Raw genomic sequence first — 18,866 nt, forward strand, 5'->3', positions numbered from 1 at the left:
GTTGCCGTGTGCGCCCTGACGTCACCCCGAAACCCCCCTCCGTGGATTCGTAGGCAGTGGTGCATCTCTACCTCTACTTTGAAGGTGACGTGTGTTAGCGTCGTAGCACGCCCTCCGGGGTCACGATCCACGTGGCACCGCTTGGAAGGCGTGGCCTGGTGCGGCATGTCACGGCACGCCATGGCGAGGCGTCGCGGGGCTGGACCAGGCGGGGCTACTCAGGGTTTTCGGGTGGATGGTCGTAGCGGGGTTCGACTCCCCGCCACCCACGCAAGACGCGGCGCGACGTGCCGAGGCCGGGCGAGGCGAGGTTCGGCTCGCCGGGGCGTGGCGAGGCGCGGCAACTCATGGGCAGTACAGGGCGGATGGTCTTCGGTGGGGTTCGACTCCCCACACGCCCACGCAGCGCACGGCTCGCCACGGCTAGGCACCGCGAGGCAGGCCGGGGCACGCTTGGGCGTGCCGAGGTTGGGCGCGGCTACTCATGGGATCTATCACTTCAACTCCGCACACCGCTGGGAGCTTTCGCATGCAGTTTCGTCTCACGATCACCGGCACCGCCGAACTCCTCATGCACAACGCGAGGCTGGCGAACCCCCTCGACCCCGCCGCGAAAGCCATGAAGGCGATCAGCAGCAAGCGGAAGAAGACCGATGACGACTTCGAGGAACTCGCTCGGCTGGAGCACCTCGGCGGGCTCTACCTGGACCCCGACGTGGGCCCTTTCATCCCCGGCCAGAACGTCGAGCGCTGCCTCGTCGACGCCGCCAAGGTCACCCGCTCCGGCGTCAAGGTCACCCGAGGCGTCTTCGTCTCTACCAACATCAACCCCCTCGCCTACCAGGGCCCCCGCGACCCCGACGGCCTGTGGGAAGACGAGAACTTCCGCCACATGGCCAGCGTCAAGGTCCAGCAGAACCGCATCATGCGATGCCGCCCCATGTTCCGGCAGTGGACCACCGCCGCCGAAGGCACCCTCGACACGTCCGTCCTCGCCTTCGACGAACTCGCCGAGATCGCCAACACCGCAGGCGCCATGATCGGACTCGGCGACTACCGGCCCCGCTACGGCCGCTTCACCGCCACCCTGGAGAAGCTGTGAACACCCGACCCACGGCGCGGTGGCGCATCCTCTACGACCTCTTCCAGCAGGCCGACCTCGTCACCTACGACCAGGCAGCCGAAGCCCTCAGCCTCCACGCCGACAAGGACCGCAAGGCCATCCAGAAGGCCATGAACCGCGCAGGCGAGGAACTTGAGGTCACGGACAAGCGGGCCCTCCGCGCAGTGCCTGGCGTTGGCTACCGGATTGCGGACCCCAACGAGCACGTCATCTTGGCCCGCGAGTACCAAGAGAAGTCGAAGGGCGCCATCGATCGCGGCGTGAGCAAGGTCGTCAACGTCAACCTCAATGGCATGGAGCCCGCCGCCCGCAGTCTGACTCTTGCGGTGGCCCAGCTGCTCACCCGAGAGGCAGACATGATGGCTCGCTTCGATCTGCGGCAGCAGAAGAGCGAAGCCCAGATCCGCGAGATCATAGATCGACAGGACCGCAGCGAGGCGGAGACCGCCGAACTCAAAGAACGCCTCGCCCGGCTCGAAGCTGGGTGAGGAGCACGGCTCGGTCGGGCGCGGCTAGGCGGGGCCTGGCTAGGCCGGGCGAGGCTACTCAGGGTGGGCCGTCCTTCGGGGCGGCCCTTCGCCATTCACGCCGCCTTCAGGTCCGGCTCGTCGTCCTCGGTCTCGTCCTGGCCCTCGTCCGATCCGGCCTCCGTGCCGTCGCTGCCAGCATCGTCGTCGTTCGGCTCTTCGCCGCCGCGGTTGTTGAACGGGTCGCCGGCCGGGATCGCGTCTCGCTTGTCCTCGCGGATCCGCTGCACCTCCGCCCACACCTCCGTGTCGTCCAGCTCGGGCGACCGCATCTTGACCTTCATATAGGTGCTGATCGCCCCGGCCGAGTCGAGGAACGACAAGGTGCGCGCGGTCGCCTCCGGGTCGGGCTGCACCGCCTGCGGCCACGACGCCGTCAACTCCGCCGCCGGGTCGACGCCCTTCGCGCCGCAATGCTTGACGTCGACCATCATCATCGTCGTCAGATGCTCGAGCAGCGCGGGCCGCTGGTACAGGATCTTCGTGCCGCGCGTGGTCAGCGACTCCTCCTTGCGGGCGGCCACCTCTGTCGCTGTCTGCGCCACGGTGCCCTCCTCGCCGAACGACTGCGCGGAGTAGCCGGCGGAAGAGAGGATCTGGCGGCGCAGGGCCTTCGCCGTCCGCTCATGCTCCTCGACACGGATCTTGAACTGGACTTGGGTGATCGTGTCCTTGCCGCCCTCGTCGAGCATGTTCAGGGACACCCGGACTTCCTTGTCCAGGTCATACGTGCCGCCGGATCCGGGACCGTCCGAGTCGAGCATCGACTGAGGCAGCAGGATCTGCGCCTTACCCAGCCGCAGGTCCCGCATCCACGACGTCCACGTCTCGTCCAGCGCGTCCATCGCTGGCTCGATGCCGGAGTAGTCGGAGCGCCCGAGCGGTGCCGTGTTCGGCACCCCGTCCCACACCCGGTTCGGCAACAGGTTCGGCAGGTGCGTGATCAGCAGCCGGTCCACGCCCGTCGCCTGCTGGCCCCGGCTGTTGACGCGCTTCACCAGGTACTCGGTGTCCGGATGATCCGCCAGGTCCATCAGCTCACCGAGGACACCGACACGCCCCTTGTACAGCCCGTACTGGATCGTGCCAGGAGTGTGGTGCTCGAGGAGCCGCCACACCTCACCCCCATCCACCAGCGGTGCCAGCTCCCGCCACACGATCGCCTCCGCCAGAGCACCCCACCGCCACGTCGGCACCACCGACTCCGGCTGCAGCACGTCCGTCCACGGCCGCGGGCGCAGCGTCTTGTCCCACACGACGCGCAGGTACACGTTCGACAGGCCGGCGGCGAGTTCGGCGGCCTCCCGCATCTTCGCGTGCCCGCGGTCGTCGAGGTAGCGGCCGATCTGCGCCTGCGTCGACGTCGCCGTCACCCGATCCGTCGAGTCCAGGTCGACAGTCACCGTCGGGACATCCGCCCACAACAGGTTCGCCGACGTCTCCGCAATGTCCGAGGCGATCGGGACGTGCAACTTCGCCGCCTGCTGGCCGGGGGAGGGCTGCGTCCCCCAGAACATGCGCAGCTCCTCGCCGCCCGCACGCCGCTGGTCCACCTCGAAAAACTCGCGGGCGACCGCGTTGCTGCGGTAGTTCGTCGGCCCCCCGTACACCGCGGCAAGGTGGTCGGCGTTGCCCGCATACCAGGCCCGCCACATGTCCATGTCGGCATGCGGGATCTCCAACGATGGCGGCGGCCACGGCGTGTTACCCGGCTGGGGGAGCGGCATGAGGGGTCCCTTCTAGGCGGTCAGGGCGAGCTTGTGCCGCCACAGAGTCCGGGTCGTATATAGGCCGTACCGGAGCGAGTCGATCCCATGGTCGGCTACCTTGATGGGCTTGTCCTCGCCCTTCTCCGCAGCCCGGTCGTCCCAGGCGTAGCCCGGCATCTCGGAGATCAGCGACGCGCACGAGGAGTGCACCCGCAGCAGGTCGGCCGCGAGGAGGCTGGACACGGTGCGGATGCCGTTGAGGACGTCGTTCTTCGCTGGTGTCGGCGTCAGCTTGTCCCGGCGTAGCTGCGCGGAGAAGGAGGCGGCGGACGGGTCCACGGTCACGAACTGGGGGCGCACCGAACCGACGCCGGGGACGTTCTGAAGCCAGCCGCGCAGCCGCTCGCTGTACTCGATGTCGGTGAGCTGGCGGCGCTGATGCCGTCCGTCGTAACGCCACTCGGAGCCCACGTAGAGGCGGCGGTCCCGGCCCAAACCGATGAGAGTTGCGTGGAATGGGTTGGCCTGGCCGTAGTCGACGCCGCAGGAGATCCAGCGGGCGATCTCCGGCAGCGAGTCGACGACGTGGCGCTGCTCATCCCACATGTCGAAGATCGAACCTTCGGCGGCGATCCACTCCCCGAGCACGAAACGGCGGAACCAGAGACCCACGAATTCGGCACGGATCGCCGCGACGTAGTCGGGAGCGAGGGACGGGTTGTCGTCCAGGGTGAAGTGCCAGTAGCGGAGGTCCAGCTCGTCGCGGCGGTCAATGAAGTCCCGCTTCAACCAGTGGGCAGGAGACCCCGGATTTGTGCTGGCAAAGAGTTTCGAATTGGGCACCGACATGCGCCCTAGGAGCTGAGTCCAAAACTCCTGCGGCACAAGAGTAGCCTCGTCCACGAGCACGCCTGCGCAGGTCATACCCCTAAGGCGCTCTTCCGCACGGCTATCGTTGGCACCTATGACCCGCACCGGGCGCCCCAGGATTGTCGCCGTTGGAGCGCCTCGAGTGTAGTGAACGTGTTGCGCAAGCGAACCAAACTTGCTCGGGTCTTGCAGTGGGATGAACACGTTGGACGCCGCTGTGTTCGTGGTCTTCGCCACTACGACCAGCTCACCACCGAGCGGCGCGGTCGCCACGTAGATCAGCCACCGCAGCAGGGTCGACAGGGACTTACCTGCTCGGATCGACCCCGAGGCCAGATTCAGGCGAGCATTACTGTTCGCCACGTAGTCCAACTGCTTCCGCGACAGCGGAAGGTTCGGGGCGATCACGACGCAGCTCCGACCCAAAGCAGCATCTCCAGTACTGAGCGGGCACGCTTCTTGGAGTTGCAGCTCTTGCATACCGGGGCGAGGTTCTCCCATCGGTCCGAGCCGCCTCGGGTGACCGCCTCTATGTGGTCCACGGCGGTGCTCGGCTTGCCGCAGTAGACACAGGGATCGGCGGCGATGATCTGCCGGTAGGCAGCCGCCTCGGACCTGTCCTCGTCGCTCATGCCCACGTTGTTGCTCGCCAGGCGGATACGGCGGACGGCTGCCCAGTAGTGAGGGCCCACCTTGTCGGTGCACTCCGGGCAGTACACGTAGCTTCCCGTTGGCCCTGCCGGGCGCACGTAGTACTCGTTGCACATGCGGCACGGCTTGCGGTTCTCGTGGCTGCCCCCGTACTGCCGCACCCGGCCGTAGTGCAGCGAGCAGTACCCCTGCCCCCAATGGGGTTCCCCGCAACCATCGATCAGGCAGCCAGCGCGTGGCAGTCGACGCAAGCCCTCCGGGTCTCCCGTGCGCACGAGCCTCTGCAGATGGGCACCGCAGTACCCGTTGCCGTGATAGGGGCGCTCGCACCCTTCGACGCGGCACCCCGCCGCCTTCCCTGAGCCGAGGGCCGGCGCGTCAAGCGGCTGCCCCTTGCGGGCGCGCTTGTAGTGCATGACGCAGAAGCCCTTGGCTGCATACGGGCGGGTGCAGTCGTCAATGACGCAAGACCGCTCCTGCTTCCAGACTCGCTGGTAGTGCATCGCGCACATGCCGCGACGGGAGTTAGCGGCTCGCTCGCAGCCTTCTGTGCTGCACGTGGGCAGGTCGAGCTTGGGGAGATCGGCGCTGCCGTGGGCCCGCGCGCGCTCGTAGTGGAGCCTGCACCAGCCTCGCCCGTAGTGCTTCCGTTCGCATTCGGGCACGCTGCAGGTACGCTTCGTCATGTCGGCACTCCTCGTAAGTGTCGGCCATGCCCCGGAGGTGTTAGCGCACCTGCCGGGGTCCTTTATGTGGTTTGACCTGCCAATTCTACTTTCTTGTGGGGCAGTTGGGGTGTAAACGGTCATGGTTACTCGCCCTCGTCGATGGGCGTCTCGTCGCCCTGCGCTGCGAGTGCGGCGATGCCTTCGGCGAGCTTGCCGAGCATGGACTTGGCGTCGTCTGCTCCGCTGCTCTCGCCCGGCGGGATGAGCTTGAGTGACTTGTCGACGGCGATGGCGGCGGCGGTCATCAACTTGACGCGCTCCGCGACGGGCGCTTCGTCGAAGACGTGGTCGTTGTACTCGTTCTTCGCGCCGCCGAAGCTGTAGACGGTGGTCGGCCGGTAGATCCGTGCGAGGGAGTCTTCGGCGATGTCCAGGAGCTGCGAGGCGAGGAGGCTGCGCCGCTCCTCCACGTCCGCTTTCCGGGCGTCCGCGGCGGCCTGGATCTTCGACCGGTCGAAAGTCAGCCCAAGATGATCGGCGGTGCGTGAAACCACCGAGGCGGTGATGCCCATCCGGCGGGCGATCATGTTCCGGCCCAAGCCTTCCGCGTGCAGGTCGCGGAACTCATTCCAGCGGTCTTCGGCCATGACTCCGTGAGGCATCACGATCTCCGTGCGGTGCGTGCGCGCTGGCGCAGAAGGGTGGGCAGGGGCGTCCCGGTGACCGGCCAGTCCGGCGACCACGGGACGGTGACGCAGCGGCAGTGCGGATGCCGGGGTGGGCCGGGGATTGCCGTGTGGAACACGGTGCGCCGCGGGTCGAGGGACAGGCCGCCGGGGAAGAGCCCGCCGGGCCGGATGTGCAGTCCGGCGTAGGCGCGGCACGCAGCGCAGGCGTCGGGCTCGGCAACCCACAGCAGGCGGACACCGCTGCCGAGGGCGCGGGCGACGAGCCGGGCCCCGTTCGCTGCCGCGCTGGTGACGGCGACGGCCATCCCGCGGGCGATGCGGCCCACCGCACGACGAGCCCGCTGAAAGGCGGAGTTGAGGCCGGCCATGCCCATTGCGGTGAGGCCGGCTGTGGTGAGGAGTGCGAGCGCGCCCTGCTGCTCCTCTTCGATGGCGGTGGGGATGTGGTCGCAGGCGGCTTGGGCTTCGTCGCCGATGTCGGGCTGTACGGGTGGGGTGGGTTGGCCGCGCATGGCGGCGGCGATCGCGGACGCTTGCCGGGTGCCGAGCTGTGCGGCGTTGTAGGCGGCGCGTTCGGCGTCCCGGCGTGCTTGTCTGCCGCGTCCGTTGAAGGCGTCGCGGATCAGCTTGCGGACGTAGTCGACGAGTTGGCGCAGCGCGTCACCGGCGGGGGTGTTGCGGCTGGGTCCGGCGGCGAGTGTCCAGCGGCGGAGGGCGTCGGCTTGGGCGGTGGTGAGCGCGGCGGCGAGTGGGCGGCCAGCTTCGTAGGCGGCGCGGCGCTCGAGGTCGCGGAGCGTACCTGACTGCCGTTCGGCCCTGTCGGCGATGTTGCTGCTGTCCACCACACCCCCTCCCTCTTGGATTCAAAGGTTATCTTGCCTTTTGACCTTTGATTGTGCAGCATTGAGGCGGGTTCAGGGTTAACATCTGGGCTAACGCGACGCGATCAAGGCACCGCGACCGCGCAGGCCGCCCAAGGAGGCACCGCAGATGACGACCCCCGCCCAGCCCGAGAACGCACCCGCCGAGCCCGGCACCCAGCCGGCCACTCAGCCCGCGACCGAAGGCACCCCCGCACCGACGCCGCCAGCGCCGGCCGCACCCGCCACGCCCGAACCGACCACCGAGCCGAAGTCCGCCGACGAACCCAAGGGGAAGACCCCGAAGTTCGAGGGCGAGTTCGACCCGGCCAAGTTCGAGCGCCTCGTCGAGAACCTCCGCGGTGACGTCGCAGCCGAGAAGGCCAAGCGCGAAGCCCTGGAACAGAAGGCCAAGGACGACCAGGACACCCTCATGAAGCGGGTGGCCAAGGCGTTCGGGCTGGAGACCGATGAGGAGAAGCCGCCCACCCCCGAAGAGCTCGCCAAGCAGTTGGACGAGGCCCGCGGAGAGACCAAGGCGTCCCGTGAGCAGGCCCGCCAGACGCAGGTGGAGCTCGCCGTCTACAAGACGGCCGGACGGCATGGCGGCGACCCCGATGCCCTGCTCGACTCGCGCTCCTTCGCCAACGCCATCGCCAAGCTCGACCCGTCCGATGCCGGGTTCGACGAGGCCGTCGGCAAGGCCGTGAAGACGGCAGTCGAGTCCAACAAGAAGCTCGCGGCCAAGGTGCCCGAGCCGGAGCCGGCCCCCACTCCTGCGGGTGGCGCGCCGATGGACGGGACGCCGGGCGGCAAGCGGCAGCTGGGTGCAGCGGACGTGAAGCGGATGACCCCGAAAGAGATCACCCAGGCCGTGCAGGAGGGCAGGCTCAACGCCTACCTCGGCAGCGGCTGATGGCCCTAGGAGCCTCCGTTGTCGATCAACAACTTCAAGCCGGAGATCTGGTCTGCCCAGCTCCTGGACGCCCTGGAGAACGCCCTCGTCTACGCCCAGCCTGGGCTGGTCAACCGCGACTACGAGGGCGAGATCTCCCAGCAGGGGCAGAGCGTCCACATCACCACCATCGGCGACCCGACGATCTTCGACTACGACAAGAGCTCGAACATCAACTATGAGGAAGTCGAGACCGCCGGTACCGACCTCGTCATCGACCAGGCCAAGGCGTTCGCCTTCCGCCTGGACGACGTCGACAAGGCGCAGGCCCTCCTCAACCCGATGACGAAGATGGCGCAGAACGCCGCCTACGCGCTGCGCGACCGCGCGGACGCCTACGTCGCCAGCCTGTACACGGGCGCCGCTGCCGCCAACGTGCTCGGCTCCACCGGCTCGCCGATCAACACCCATGGCACGGCCACCGACGCCTACGACAAGGTGCTCGTGCCGCTGCGCACGAGGCTGGACCGGGCCAACGTGCCCACCGAGGGCCGCTACGTCGTCGTCTCCCCCGAGTTCGAGGGCTCTCTCCTCAAGGACGACCGTTTCGTCCGCGTCGACGCGAGCGGCTCCGAGGCCGGCCTCCGCAACGGCATGGTCGGCCGCGCCGCCGGCTTCGACATCCTCAAGTCGAACAACACCCCGGTCCCGTCCGGTGACACGCAGGTCATCCAGGCCGGCTACCCGGGTGCGATCACGTATGCGGAGCAGATCCTCGAGACGGAGGCGCTGCGCCTGCAGAACACGATCGCCGACGGCGTCCGCGGGCTGCACGTGTACGGCGCGAAGCTGCTGCGGCCGACCGGTATCGCGGTGGCGTTCATCGATCCCGCATGACCTCCCGGCGTGCTTCTCGTCGCCGTATCCGATCCTGACCCGGGAGTCCTCCCATGCCTCGTACCGCAGTCCCCTACAGCAAGCTCGTCGCGAACGGCCACCTCACCTCCCCGGCCGGGACGACGATCGACGCCACCCTCGTCACCAACGGCGTCGTCATCAACGGCGTCGACCCGGAGCGCACCCTGCTGCGGGTCAACAACACGGCGGCCAGCGCGAAGACCGTCACCGTCCGGGCGGGCGCTGGGCGCCAGTCCTGGCTGGCCGGGTCGGGCGACTACGTCCAGTCCGTCGGCGCCAACACCGGCTCCGAGCTCCTGGGCCCGTTCACCAGCGCCCGCTTCCAGCAGCGCGGCTCGACGATGCACGTCGACTTCGAGTCCGGGTTCACCGGCACCATCACCGTGCTTCAGCTCCCGAAGGCTGGCCTGTGATGGCGGCCCGCGAGTATCAGGGTGCGGGCGGTCTGCGCCTGCACCTGGACGAGCCGCTGTCGCCGCAGATGGCCGACCAGATCCGCAAGGGCCACCTCGTCCCCGTCGATGAGGAGCCCGAGCGGGAGCCGGTAGCCGAGGCGCCGGAGGAGCAGGCCAGCCCTGACGGCCCGTCGCCGGCCCCGGAGTCGGTAAAGCGGCCGAACGCCAACGGCAAGGTCGACGACTGGCGCGCCTACGCCGTCAGCCTCGGCATGCCCGAGGGCGACGCCGCGGACTCCACCAAGAGCGACCTTCAGGACTGGGTGGCGACCTATGAGGACGCCCACCAGGAGTCGGGGGAGTAAGGCCATGTACGCGTCCGTCAGCGACCTCGAGGCGTGGCTCGCACCTGAGCCTGCGCCTGACAACGCCGTGCGCCTGCTCGAGCTGGCGTCGGATGCGGTCGATGAGGTGCTGTACGGCGTCGCCTACGACCCGAACGACCCTGACGTGCGGGAGATCCTGCGGAAGGCCGTGGTGCGGCAGGTGCACTGGCTGATGGACCGCGGGGACGAGACAGGCTCGCAGGACGACATGCAGTCCATGTCGACCGGCCAGCGCAGCTTCACGCGGCGGACGGTGGGTCAGGGTGCGGGTGCGGCTCCGAAGGTGGGGCCGAAGGTCGCGTCGGTGCTGCGCACCAGTGGCTTGCTGCAGGTGTATCCGCTGGTGGTGGGCTGATGCCGGGCCACATCGGACGCCAGACCGTCACCCTGCTGGACGCCCCGCTCGTCACGGAGGCCTACAACAAGCAGGTCCGCGACTGGGATGCGGCGACCGAGACCGAGGTGCGGCGGGTGACGGTCGACTACACGGGCTCGTCGGAGACGAAGAACGCGAGCGATCAGACGGTGACGACGGCCCGCCTGTTCATGCCGCCGCGCGCGCCGCGGGTGACGGAGTGGATGCGCGTCAAGTGGCAGGACCGGACTTGGGACGTCGACGGCGTTCCTGCCGAGCCGGAGGGGGCGGGCCCGCTGTCGGGGCAGGTCGTCGACCTCAAGGAGGTGGCGGGCTGATGGCCACCCAAGTCTCAGTCGACGTCGATGTCGACTACGAGGCGATCGAGTTCGAACTGCCGCTCATCGACGAGGTGCAGGAGGACTTGAAGGGCCGCATGGACAAGGTCGTCGAGGTGGCCCAGCAGATCGCCCCGGTGGACACGGGCCTGTACCGGTCCCGCATTCACCGCCTGGAGCAGGCCGACCCTGACGGCAGCGTCCATGTCGAGGCCAACACCCACTACGCGATCTATGTGGAGTGGGGGACCAGGCAGACCGACCGCAACGGCCGCTCCATCCACCCGCCCCGCTACACCCTCTCGACCGCACTCGACGCCGCTGGCGGCGATCACTGATGAAGGAGATACCGATGGCCGACGGCGACACCGTGAAGATGAAGCTCACGTTCTGGCGGGACGACAAGCAGCCCGGCGACCTCGTCGACGTACCCGCCGACGAGGTGCACAGGTGGAAGGGGTTCGCCGTCCAGGTCGACGAGCCGGAGCCCACCCCCGAGACGACCACCCCGACCACCGTCGCCGACGGCAAGCCCGCCGAGACGGCGAAGGTCGACGAGTGGCGGGCCTACGCCATCAAGCGCGGCTACGACGAGTCCAAGGCCAACAAGGCCACCAAGCAGGAACTCATCGACTGGGTGCAGCAGGTCGACTCCAAGACCACGGTGGCCTGACCGTGAGCGCGCCGGTTGTCCTTCCCGACGGCAAGCAGATCGCCATCGAACTGTTGGCTGCCGACCTGCCGGACGTGCACGTCACCGGGCAGCTCCCGGAGGGCGCGGCCCTGAACGCCGCGCTGCCTGCGGTGCGGGTGCTGCGGATCGGCGGGGTGGCGGACGTGCGCGGCTGGGCCGACCCGGCCAGCAGGGACAACCCGCGCTTCTCCATCGACTGCTACGCCACCAGCGACGACAAGGCGATGCACCTCGCCCGCCGCGTCTGCGCCGCCTGGGAGCTCCTGCCCGGCCGCATGACCGCGGACGGGATCGTCACCGGCATCAGCCAGGAAACCGGCCCGCAGGACCGGCCCGAAGACCCGAACGCCGACCTGTGGCGCGTCGGCATGACTCTGGGGATGAGCGTCAGCCCACCCCGACCGATCAGCTAGGAGGCCCACCGTGGGCGACGCATCCACCATCATCGTCGGCACCGCCGGCAAGGCCTACATGGGCGAAGTCGGCTCAACGTTTCCGACCGGCCCCGAGGAGCCGTGGGGCTCCGACTTCACCGACATGGGTTTTGTGACCCCCGACGGGCTCGAGGAGGCGCTCGAGGAGGAGCGCACGCAGCTCGACGCGTGGGGTGAGGACGCCCCGGTCATCGACCTCGCGCGCAAGAGGACGCAGACGTTCAAGTTGGTTTTCCGGCAGACGACGGCTCACCTCCTGTCGTTGTACTACCAGGTCAGCCTGGCCAACATGACGTCGACACCGTCGGCCACGGGCAAGAAGCAGTTTCTCAGCTTCGGCTCCGGCTCGCTCGCGGACACGGTGGAGATCGCCCTCGGCCTGGACGTGATCATGTCGGGGAAGCGGCACCGCATCATGATCGCCCGCTGTGGCGTGTCCGACCGCGAAGCCATCAAGCACTCCTCCGAGGACTCCTCGAACTTCGGCATGACCTTCACGGCCTTGGCGGCGCCGGGTGGTGCACAGAGCGTGCAGCACCAGATCACCGAGGTCGTGCTGCCGGAGCCCGAGACTCCGTAACCCCCCGAACTGGTGGTCCGTCGCGCTCATCTCCTGGGCGGGGGCGGCACGACGGGCCACCTGCACGCCCCCGCCCCGCCCCTGCCCGAGAAGGAAGCTCCCGTGTCCAAGCCGAACCGCAAGGTCATCCGCCTCCAGCAGATGCGCGCCCAGATCGCCGAGGCCGCAGGCATCAAGTACGTCGACCTCGTCTTCGAGGTGCCCGGCAGCCTGCCCGAGACCAGCGAGGAGCGCGTCTGCTCCTTCCTCACCCAGGACTTCTGGCCCGTCGAGGTCATCCGCAGCGTCGAAGAGGACGGCGAGAACGCCAACCTCGACGTCCTCCGCAAGGTCGCCTCCCCGCCGGAGGCATTCGACGAGCTGGTGAAGACGGCGCAGCTCACCGTCGGCGAACTGAAGGAACTGATCGAGGAGCTGAGCAAGGAGGCGGGCACCGAGCAGGGGGAAGGATCTGGCTCCTCCAGCTCCTCGACGAGCACGCAGGAGCCGTCCGCGCCGACATCCAGCGCTACTACCCCGGCCGTCGCCTAAGCGAGTTCTGGGCCATGTCGTGGGGGGAGGGCTCGATGACCTGGGCGGAACTCCGCGACCTCGTCCAGGCCCTCCCCGAGGACTCCGCCACCAAAGCCGCACTCGCAGGCGACACGGAAGGCCGCCGCTGGGACAGCGCCACGTTCCTCGCCGCAGCCCAGTACAACGCCCTGCTGATGGTCGTCCGCATCCTGTGGACCGCCCACCTCAAGGGTCGGCCGCCGGAGATGGAACCCATCCACCCGCCGGTACTGGAGGCGCACGACGTGGACGACGAGGCGCGTGCGGAGGCGCAGCAGCGCACCGAGCAGTACCTGAACAGCTTCTCGCCCGGCCAGCGGCAGGACGACCAGGCAGAGATCGACCAGTGGCGGGCACGGATCGCCGAACTCGAAACAGCGCAGTAGAGGGGAGGGCGGCATGGCAGAGGCGACCGTCGTCGGACGCACCCGGGTATCACTCATACCCGACACGTCCAAGTTCGGCGACCTACTCAAGGTCGAACTCCCCAAGGCCATCCGCCAGCCCGCCATCGACGCCGGAGACACAGCCGGCGACCTCATCAGCGCGCAGATCAAAGAGAAACTCGCCAAGCTGAAGCCCACCGTCCAGGTCACCATCGACCTCGACACGGAGCCCGCGAAGAAGGCACTCGACAAGCTCACCGCCCCGCGCACCATCAGCATCGACTTCGATGTCGACGACAGTGACGCCAAGAAGAAGATAGACAAGCTCACTGCTGCCCGGACCATCGACATCGACTTCGACGTCGATGACGACCCGGCGAAGAAGAAGATCGACAAGCTTGTCGCGTCGCGCACCATCGACGTCAAGGTCGATCTGGACATCACCGCCGCCGAGTTCACACTCAAGAAGATCACGCGCGATAGCACGGTTTCGATCAAGCCCGTCTACGACGAAACCGCAGCGAAGAAGGTCGAGACCGCCCTCGACAAGCTGTGCAAGGACCGCGTCGTCAACATCCGGGCCTCGGTCGACACCCGTGTTGGCGCCAACGAGATCAAGAACCTGATCCAGCGCAGGCAGGTGCGGATCGGTGTCGACGTCGATACCCGGGTGGCTGCCGACAGCCTCGCCAACCTGACCCGCCGCAGGCAGATGACCGTGCAGGCGCGCGCAGACACGGCCGCCGCGAACACGGCCCTCACGTTCCTCACCCGCGACCGCACCGCCAACGTCCGGGTGCGTTCCACCGGGCTCGCGGCCCTCACCGGGGCACTCGGCAACCTCGGAGGGGGAGGCGGTGGGGGAGGGAGCGCCCTGTCCTCCCTCCCGGCACGTATCGCTGCCATCGGTACCGCAGCCCTGTCCGCCCTGCCCGCGATCGCCTCCCTCGGGTCCGTCATCGCCCAGATGGGGCCGCTCGCCGCCACCGCAGCCCCAGCGCTCGGGCTCCTCATCGGCGGGTTCGCCGCCATCAAGGTCGGCACCAGCGGTGTCGGCGACGCCATCAAAGCCGCCTTCCAGCCTGTCGGCTCCGAGGCCACGAAAGCCGCCTCTGCGACCAAGCAGGTGGAGAACGCACAGCGGTCCCTCGCCCGCGCGCAGCGGGCCGTGCAGGATGCGCAGCGGCAGGCTGCCGAACGTGTCGCGCAGGCCAACCGGCAGGTCACCGACGCCGAACGGGACCTTTCCCGCGCCCAGCGTGACGCCCGCCAGGCCCAGCAGGATCTGACCGCCGCACGACGGCAGGCCACCCGTGATCTGCAGGACATGAACCAGCAGCTCGAGTCGGGCCGCCTGTCCGAGCAGGAAGCTACCCTCGCCGTACAGCAGGCCGAACTCGACCTGCAGGCCGTCCGCAGCGATCCGGCCGCCACCCAGCTGCAGATCCAGCAGGCCGAACTCGCCCACCAGCGGTCGATGCAGTCCCTCGACCAGCAGCGCACCGAACTTGCGCGTCTCGAGCAGGACACGGCTGCCGCGAACCGGGCCGGTGTCGAGGGTGCGAAAGCCGTCACGGATGCCAAGCGGCAGATCGCCGGGGCCAACGAGCAGGTCGCCGACCGTGAGCGCGCCTTGGCCGACGCGCAGCGGGGCGTTGCGCAGGCGCAGGCGGAAGGTCAGCGGCAGGTTGCTGATGCGCAGCGGGCGGTAGCGGATGCGGTCCGGCAGGTCGCCGAGGCGCAGGAGAGCGCCGCCGCGCAGACGTCGAAGTTCTCCGAGGCGATGGACAAGCTCAGCCCGAACGCGCGGGGCTTCGTCAACACGCTGCGAGAGATGGCGCCCGCCTGGCGCGGCATGAAGCTCGACGTGCAGGACAGCCTGTTCTCTGGCCTGGGCGCACGTCTTCAGCAGGTGGGGACGCAGATCCTGCCCACGGTCCGTACCGGCCTCATGGGTGCCGCGGATCAGCTGAACCTGATGGGTAAGAACGCCCTCGGTGCTGTCTCCAACTTGGAGAAGACGGGCACGCTGGGGAAGGTCTTCGACGGCGTCCGCTCCAGTCTCGGCAACCTCTCCAAGGTGCCCGGCCAGATGGTCACCGGGTTCGCCCAGTTGTCCGTGGCGGCGCAGCCAGCCATGGACCGCATCACCAAGGGCCTGGCCGGCGCCATGGACCGGACGATGGAGAAACTGGGCAAGTCGTTCGAGGACGGGCGTCTCGAGAAAGCCATCAGTACTGCCCTCGATGTGGCCGTGCAGTTCGGTGGGGTGCTCGCTGACCTGGGCGCGATCTTCGGCGCGATTTTCGATGCTGCGGGCGAGGCGGGTGGCGACTTCTTCGGCGTCATCGGGCAGGCCATCAAGGAGATCCGCCGCGTCGTCGAGATGCCCGAGGTGCAGTCGGCGCTCACGGAGATCTTCCGGGCGCTGAATGCGGTCGCGGGGCTGCTGGCCGGGGCGCTGGGTGCCGCGCTTCAGGCGGTGCTGCCGCTGCTGGCCGCCATGGCCCCGGTGATCGTGAAGCTGGCCGAGCAGCTTGGCCCGGTCCTCGCGGACATCTTCGAGACCCTCGGCAAGGCCCTGATGCCGGTCATCGAAGCGCTGATGCCGGTCATCGGCGACGTCATCGGAGTCATCGCGGATGTGGCGGTGCAGCTGCTGCCGCTGCTCCAGCCGATCGGCGAACTGATCGCGGTGATCGTCGCCGCGATCGCCCCCATGATGGCGACGCTCGGGGAGATCCTCACCCCGCTCATCGGCGCCCTGGTCACCGCCATCGTGCCGATCGTGCAGGCCCTCGTCCCGGCTTTCCAACTGGTCGGCCAGTTGTTCGCGCAGCTCGTGCCGCTGTTCCCGCAACTCCTGACGGCGCTGCTGCCGCTGCTACCGCCGCTGACGGAACTCGCCCTGTCGCTGATCACGCTCGCCATGCAGGTGATCACCCCACTGATGCCGCTGATCGTCCTGCTGGCCGGACTCTTCACCAAGGTGCTGGGTGGGGCGATCGGCCTGCTTGTGCCGATCATGAACAAGGTGATCGGCGGGATCACGTGGTTCGTCGACATCCTCACCAAGGGTGTCAAGATGATCTTTGACGGCTTCTACTGGCTGTGGGACAAACTCCTCGGACACAGCATCATCCCCGACATCGTCAACGGCGCCGTCAACTGGTTCAAGAAGATGTGGCGATGGGTCAAGGACCTTGTCCGCACCATCAAGGACGGCGTCGTCGGCTTCTTCCGCGACCTCAAGGACGGGGCCGTCAAGATCTGGGACTCCTTCTGGGGGCGCGTCAAATCGATCGCCTCCGACGCCTGGGACCGCGTCAAGAAGGGCGTCTCCGGATTCGGCGACAAGATCAAGGAGATGTTCCGCGGCATCCGCGACGGCATCGGCAAGATCTGGGACGGCATCAAAGACCTGGTCAAGAAGCCCATCAAGTTCTGGATCGAGACCGTCTACAACAAGGGCGTCGTGAAGGTCTGGAACAAGACCGCAGCGAAGATCCCCGGCGTCCCGGAGCTCAAGGAAATGGTCATGCCGAAGGGCTTCGCCCGCGGCGGCATCCTCCCCGGCTGGTCCACGTGGCGCGACGGCGACGACCAACTCGTCCCCATGCGGCGCGGCGAAGGCGTGTACGTCTCCGAAGTCATGCGCGACCCCTACGAACGCGCCCGCCTCCACGCCATGAACCAGGCCGCCATCTCCGGCCGCAACCCCGCCGCAGCGCGCATGCAGTTCGGCTTCGCCGAGGGCGGCATCTTCGGATCGATCAGCGACATCGGCTCCGGCATCGCCTCCAAGGTCGGCGACGCCCTCAACAAGGGCAAGGACGCGGTCCGCGGTGGGTTGGCAGACCTCGCAGAGAAGGCTTTCAAGCCGGTCAAGAAGGGCATCACGAAGGCGCTCGGCTCGGACAAGGGCGGATGGAAGGGCGCGATCGGCGCCGCCCCGATCAACCTGATCGACAAGGCCATCGACTACATCCGCGGCAAGGACATCCCGGAGGCGTCCGGGCAGTGGCTCAAGCCCGTCAACGCGCCCTACGGCACGAAGTTCGGGGTGGCCGGCCGCATGTGGTCGTCCGGCCGGCACACCGGTCTGGATATTCCGGCGGCGACCGGCACGAAGATCGTGGCCGTCGACAACGGCACGGTGAGCGCGGCCAGGAGCGGCGGCCCCTACGGCAAGCACCTCACCATCAACCACGGCGGCGGGCTCGCCTCGCTGTACGCGCACATGTCCGCCATGGCCGCCCGAGCCGGGGAAGGCGTCAAGCGCGGCCAGCGCATCGGCTCCGTGGGCGCCACCGGCAACGTCACCGGCCCGCACCTCCACCTCGAGGCCCGACTCAACGGCAAGAGCGTCGACCCCATGCCGTACCTGTCCGGCGGCGACGTCGGCGGCAAGGGCGTGCAGCGGTGGGCGGGAACCGTCCGCAACGCCCTCGGCCAGCTCAACCAGTCCATGAGCCTGGTCAACACGACGCTGCGCCGCATGAACCAAGAGAGCGGGGGCAACCCGCGCGCCGTCAACCTGTGGGACTCCAACGCCCGAGCCGGACACCCCAGCGTCGGCCTTATGCAGGTCATCCGCGGAACGTTCGCCGCCTACGCAGGCCGGTACCGCAAGACCGGCCCGTTCATGCACGGCGTCTCCGTCGACCCGCTCGCCAACATCTACAGCTCGATGCGGTACGCGCTCGCCCGCTACGGCTCCCTGGCGAAGGCGTACAACCGGCCCGGCGGCTACAGCCGAGGCGGCGTGGTCGGTATCCGGCGCGGCCTGCCCCGCGGCTACGCCAAGGGCGGCATCATCCGCGTCGGCGGGAAACGCATCGACACCGGGCCCATCGCCGCATCCGTCGGCGGCGACTTCCTGAAGAGCCTGGCGGGCACCGCCACCGCCATCAACACGTCGATGACGAAGGTCGCGACGGCAGTCCGGAACGCGTTCAAGGGCGTCAAGACCACCCTGGACAACAAGCTGTTGGCGCAGATCAGTCGCACGAACAAGCAGCTCCAGACGCTGGCCAAGCAGCGGGATGCGATCGCCGCAAAGATGGCGTCGGCGAAGGAACTCGCCAAGGACGCTACGGAGCAGGCCGTCGGCTTCACGAGCATGACCGGCCTGCCGAACGCGGGGAACACGTTCGATGCGTCCGGCATCCTGGGCGGGCTGAAGGTGCGGCTCGGGCAGCTGAAGACGTTCGGGAAGAACCTGCAACTCCTCAACAAGCGCGGCCTCAACAAGAGCCTGCTGCAGCAGATCATCAGCGCCGGGCCGGAGCAGGGCGCGGCTTACGCCCAGGCCCTCGTCGACGCGACCCCGGCGGACTTCAAGGCCATCAACACGGTGCAGGCGTCCATCGACAAGGCCACCGGCCAGTTCGGCAAGGATGCCGCAGACGCCATGTACGACGCAGGCGCCAACTCCGGCAAGGGCTACCTCACCGGCCTCGCGTCGACGCAGAAGGCCATCGAGCAGCAGATGGCGAAGATCGCGAAGGCGATCCAGAAGACCATCAAGGTCGAACTGAAAATCAAGTCCCCGTCGCGGATCCTTCACGCCCTCGGCCGCTTCACCGGCCTCGGGTTCTCCGGCGGCGTCGAAGCCACCATCCCGCAGGCCGCCCGCGCGGCAGCCCGCATGGCGAACACGGTCCGCTCCACCGCGGCAGCCACCACCACTCGCGTCCAGTCCAGCCAGCGCACCGTCAACGGCGGCGACCGGCACCTCCACTACCAGGCGACAACCCGCGAGGTCGCCTCCCGCAAGAGCGTCCTCGACGCGCTCGCCATGGACGACATGCTGAACCGAACGGTGGTGGTCTGA

General features: G+C 68.2%; 20 protein-coding genes. 15 read left to right on the forward strand and 5 right to left on the reverse strand.

All coding sequences use genetic code 11. From position 1 onward, the window contains the following. Positions 1-529: 529 nt before the first annotated feature. The gene (locus JL475_RS00455) at positions 530-1,102 is read left to right on the forward strand and encodes a hypothetical protein (protein ID WP_202273894.1); all 573 of its coding nucleotides are present in this window, start codon (positions 530-532) and stop codon (positions 1,100-1,102) included. Continuing rightward, entirely contained in the window at positions 1,099-1,611 is a 513-nt protein-coding gene (locus tag JL475_RS00460) for a hypothetical protein (RefSeq protein ID WP_202273897.1), read from the forward strand. The genes JL475_RS00455 and JL475_RS00460 overlap by 4 nt, the downstream gene beginning before the upstream one ends. Positions 1,612-1,706: 95 nt before the next feature. On the opposite strand, the gene JL475_RS00465 is transcribed toward JL475_RS00460, so the two are convergent. The 5 genes from JL475_RS00465 to JL475_RS00485 form a co-directional block, all read right to left on the reverse strand. Then, the gene (locus JL475_RS00465) at positions 1,707-3,377 is read right to left on the reverse strand and encodes a phage portal protein (RefSeq protein ID WP_202273909.1); all 1,671 of its coding nucleotides are present in this window, start codon (positions 3,375-3,377) and stop codon (positions 1,707-1,709) included. A 12-nt stretch (positions 3,378-3,389) separates the two neighbouring features. Beyond that, the gene (locus tag JL475_RS00470; RefSeq protein ID WP_307824909.1) at positions 3,390-4,730 is read right to left on the reverse strand and encodes a PBSX family phage terminase large subunit; all 1,341 of its coding nucleotides are present in this window, start codon (positions 4,728-4,730) and stop codon (positions 3,390-3,392) included. Beyond that, on the reverse strand, positions 4,634-5,383 hold the full coding sequence (locus JL475_RS00475) for an HNH endonuclease (RefSeq protein ID WP_202273917.1): 750 nt from the start codon (positions 5,381-5,383) through the stop codon (positions 4,634-4,636). The genes JL475_RS00470 and JL475_RS00475 overlap by 97 nt, the downstream gene beginning before the upstream one ends. Positions 5,384-5,691: 308 nt before the next feature. After that, positions 5,692-6,210, reverse strand: a complete 519-nt coding sequence (locus JL475_RS00480; RefSeq protein WP_202273921.1) for a hypothetical protein — start codon at positions 6,208-6,210, stop codon at positions 5,692-5,694. Further along, positions 6,210-7,079, reverse strand: a complete 870-nt coding sequence (locus tag JL475_RS00485) for a hypothetical protein (RefSeq protein WP_237405840.1) — start codon at positions 7,077-7,079, stop codon at positions 6,210-6,212. Before JL475_RS00485 ends, JL475_RS00480 begins: the two co-directional genes overlap by 1 nt. Positions 7,080-7,227: 148 nt before the next feature. Between JL475_RS00485 and JL475_RS00490 the strand changes: the two genes are divergently transcribed. From JL475_RS00490 to JL475_RS00550, 13 genes are all read left to right on the forward strand, one after another. Beyond that, entirely contained in the window at positions 7,228-8,013 is a 786-nt protein-coding gene (locus tag JL475_RS00490) for a hypothetical protein (RefSeq protein ID WP_202273926.1), read from the forward strand. A gap of 18 nt (positions 8,014-8,031) precedes the next feature. Continuing rightward, entirely contained in the window at positions 8,032-8,889 is an 858-nt protein-coding gene (locus JL475_RS00495) for a phage capsid protein (RefSeq protein ID WP_202273928.1), read from the forward strand. Between the two features lie 53 nt (positions 8,890-8,942). Then, a complete protein-coding gene (locus tag JL475_RS00500; protein WP_202273930.1) occupies positions 8,943-9,323 on the forward strand; it encodes a hypothetical protein in 381 nt (126 codons plus the stop codon). After that, the gene (locus tag JL475_RS00505) at positions 9,323-9,670 is read left to right on the forward strand and encodes a hypothetical protein (RefSeq protein WP_202273932.1); all 348 of its coding nucleotides are present in this window, start codon (positions 9,323-9,325) and stop codon (positions 9,668-9,670) included. Before JL475_RS00500 ends, JL475_RS00505 begins: the two co-directional genes overlap by 1 nt. A 4-nt stretch (positions 9,671-9,674) precedes the next feature. Then, the gene (locus JL475_RS00510; protein ID WP_202273934.1) at positions 9,675-10,046 is read left to right on the forward strand and encodes a hypothetical protein; all 372 of its coding nucleotides are present in this window, start codon (positions 9,675-9,677) and stop codon (positions 10,044-10,046) included. After that, entirely contained in the window at positions 10,046-10,384 is a 339-nt protein-coding gene (locus tag JL475_RS00515) for a head-tail adaptor protein (protein WP_202273937.1), read from the forward strand. The genes JL475_RS00510 and JL475_RS00515 overlap by 1 nt, the downstream gene beginning before the upstream one ends. Beyond that, entirely contained in the window at positions 10,384-10,722 is a 339-nt protein-coding gene (locus JL475_RS00520; RefSeq protein WP_237405841.1) for an HK97 gp10 family phage protein, read from the forward strand. The genes JL475_RS00515 and JL475_RS00520 overlap by 1 nt, the downstream gene beginning before the upstream one ends. 14 nt (positions 10,723-10,736) lie before the next feature. After that, on the forward strand, positions 10,737-11,057 hold the full coding sequence (locus JL475_RS00525) for a hypothetical protein (RefSeq protein WP_202273939.1): 321 nt from the start codon (positions 10,737-10,739) through the stop codon (positions 11,055-11,057). 2 nt (positions 11,058-11,059) lie between these two features. Then, positions 11,060-11,491, forward strand: a complete 432-nt coding sequence (locus JL475_RS00530) for a hypothetical protein (protein WP_202273941.1) — start codon at positions 11,060-11,062, stop codon at positions 11,489-11,491. 10 nt (positions 11,492-11,501) lie between these two features. Continuing rightward, on the forward strand, positions 11,502-12,092 hold the full coding sequence (locus JL475_RS00535; protein WP_202273942.1) for a phage tail protein: 591 nt from the start codon (positions 11,502-11,504) through the stop codon (positions 12,090-12,092). A gap of 102 nt (positions 12,093-12,194) precedes the next feature. Then, positions 12,195-12,623 carry a hypothetical protein gene (locus JL475_RS00540; protein ID WP_202273943.1) on the forward strand — a complete coding sequence of 143 codons (429 nt, stop codon included), beginning with the start codon at positions 12,195-12,197 and terminating at the stop codon, positions 12,621-12,623. A 35-nt stretch (positions 12,624-12,658) separates the two neighbouring features. Further along, positions 12,659-13,030: a hypothetical protein gene (locus tag JL475_RS00545; RefSeq protein ID WP_237405842.1), complete on the forward strand. Its 372-nt coding sequence runs from the start codon at positions 12,659-12,661 to the stop codon at positions 13,028-13,030. A 13-nt stretch (positions 13,031-13,043) separates the two neighbouring features. After that, positions 13,044-18,866 (forward strand): peptidoglycan DD-metalloendopeptidase family protein, encoded by a 5,823-nt coding sequence (locus tag JL475_RS00550; protein WP_202273945.1) that lies wholly within the window; start codon positions 13,044-13,046, stop codon positions 18,864-18,866.

Source organism: Streptomyces sp. M2CJ-2, assembly GCF_016757295.1.
Classification (GTDB): Bacteria; Actinomycetota; Actinomycetes; order Streptomycetales; family Streptomycetaceae; genus Streptomyces.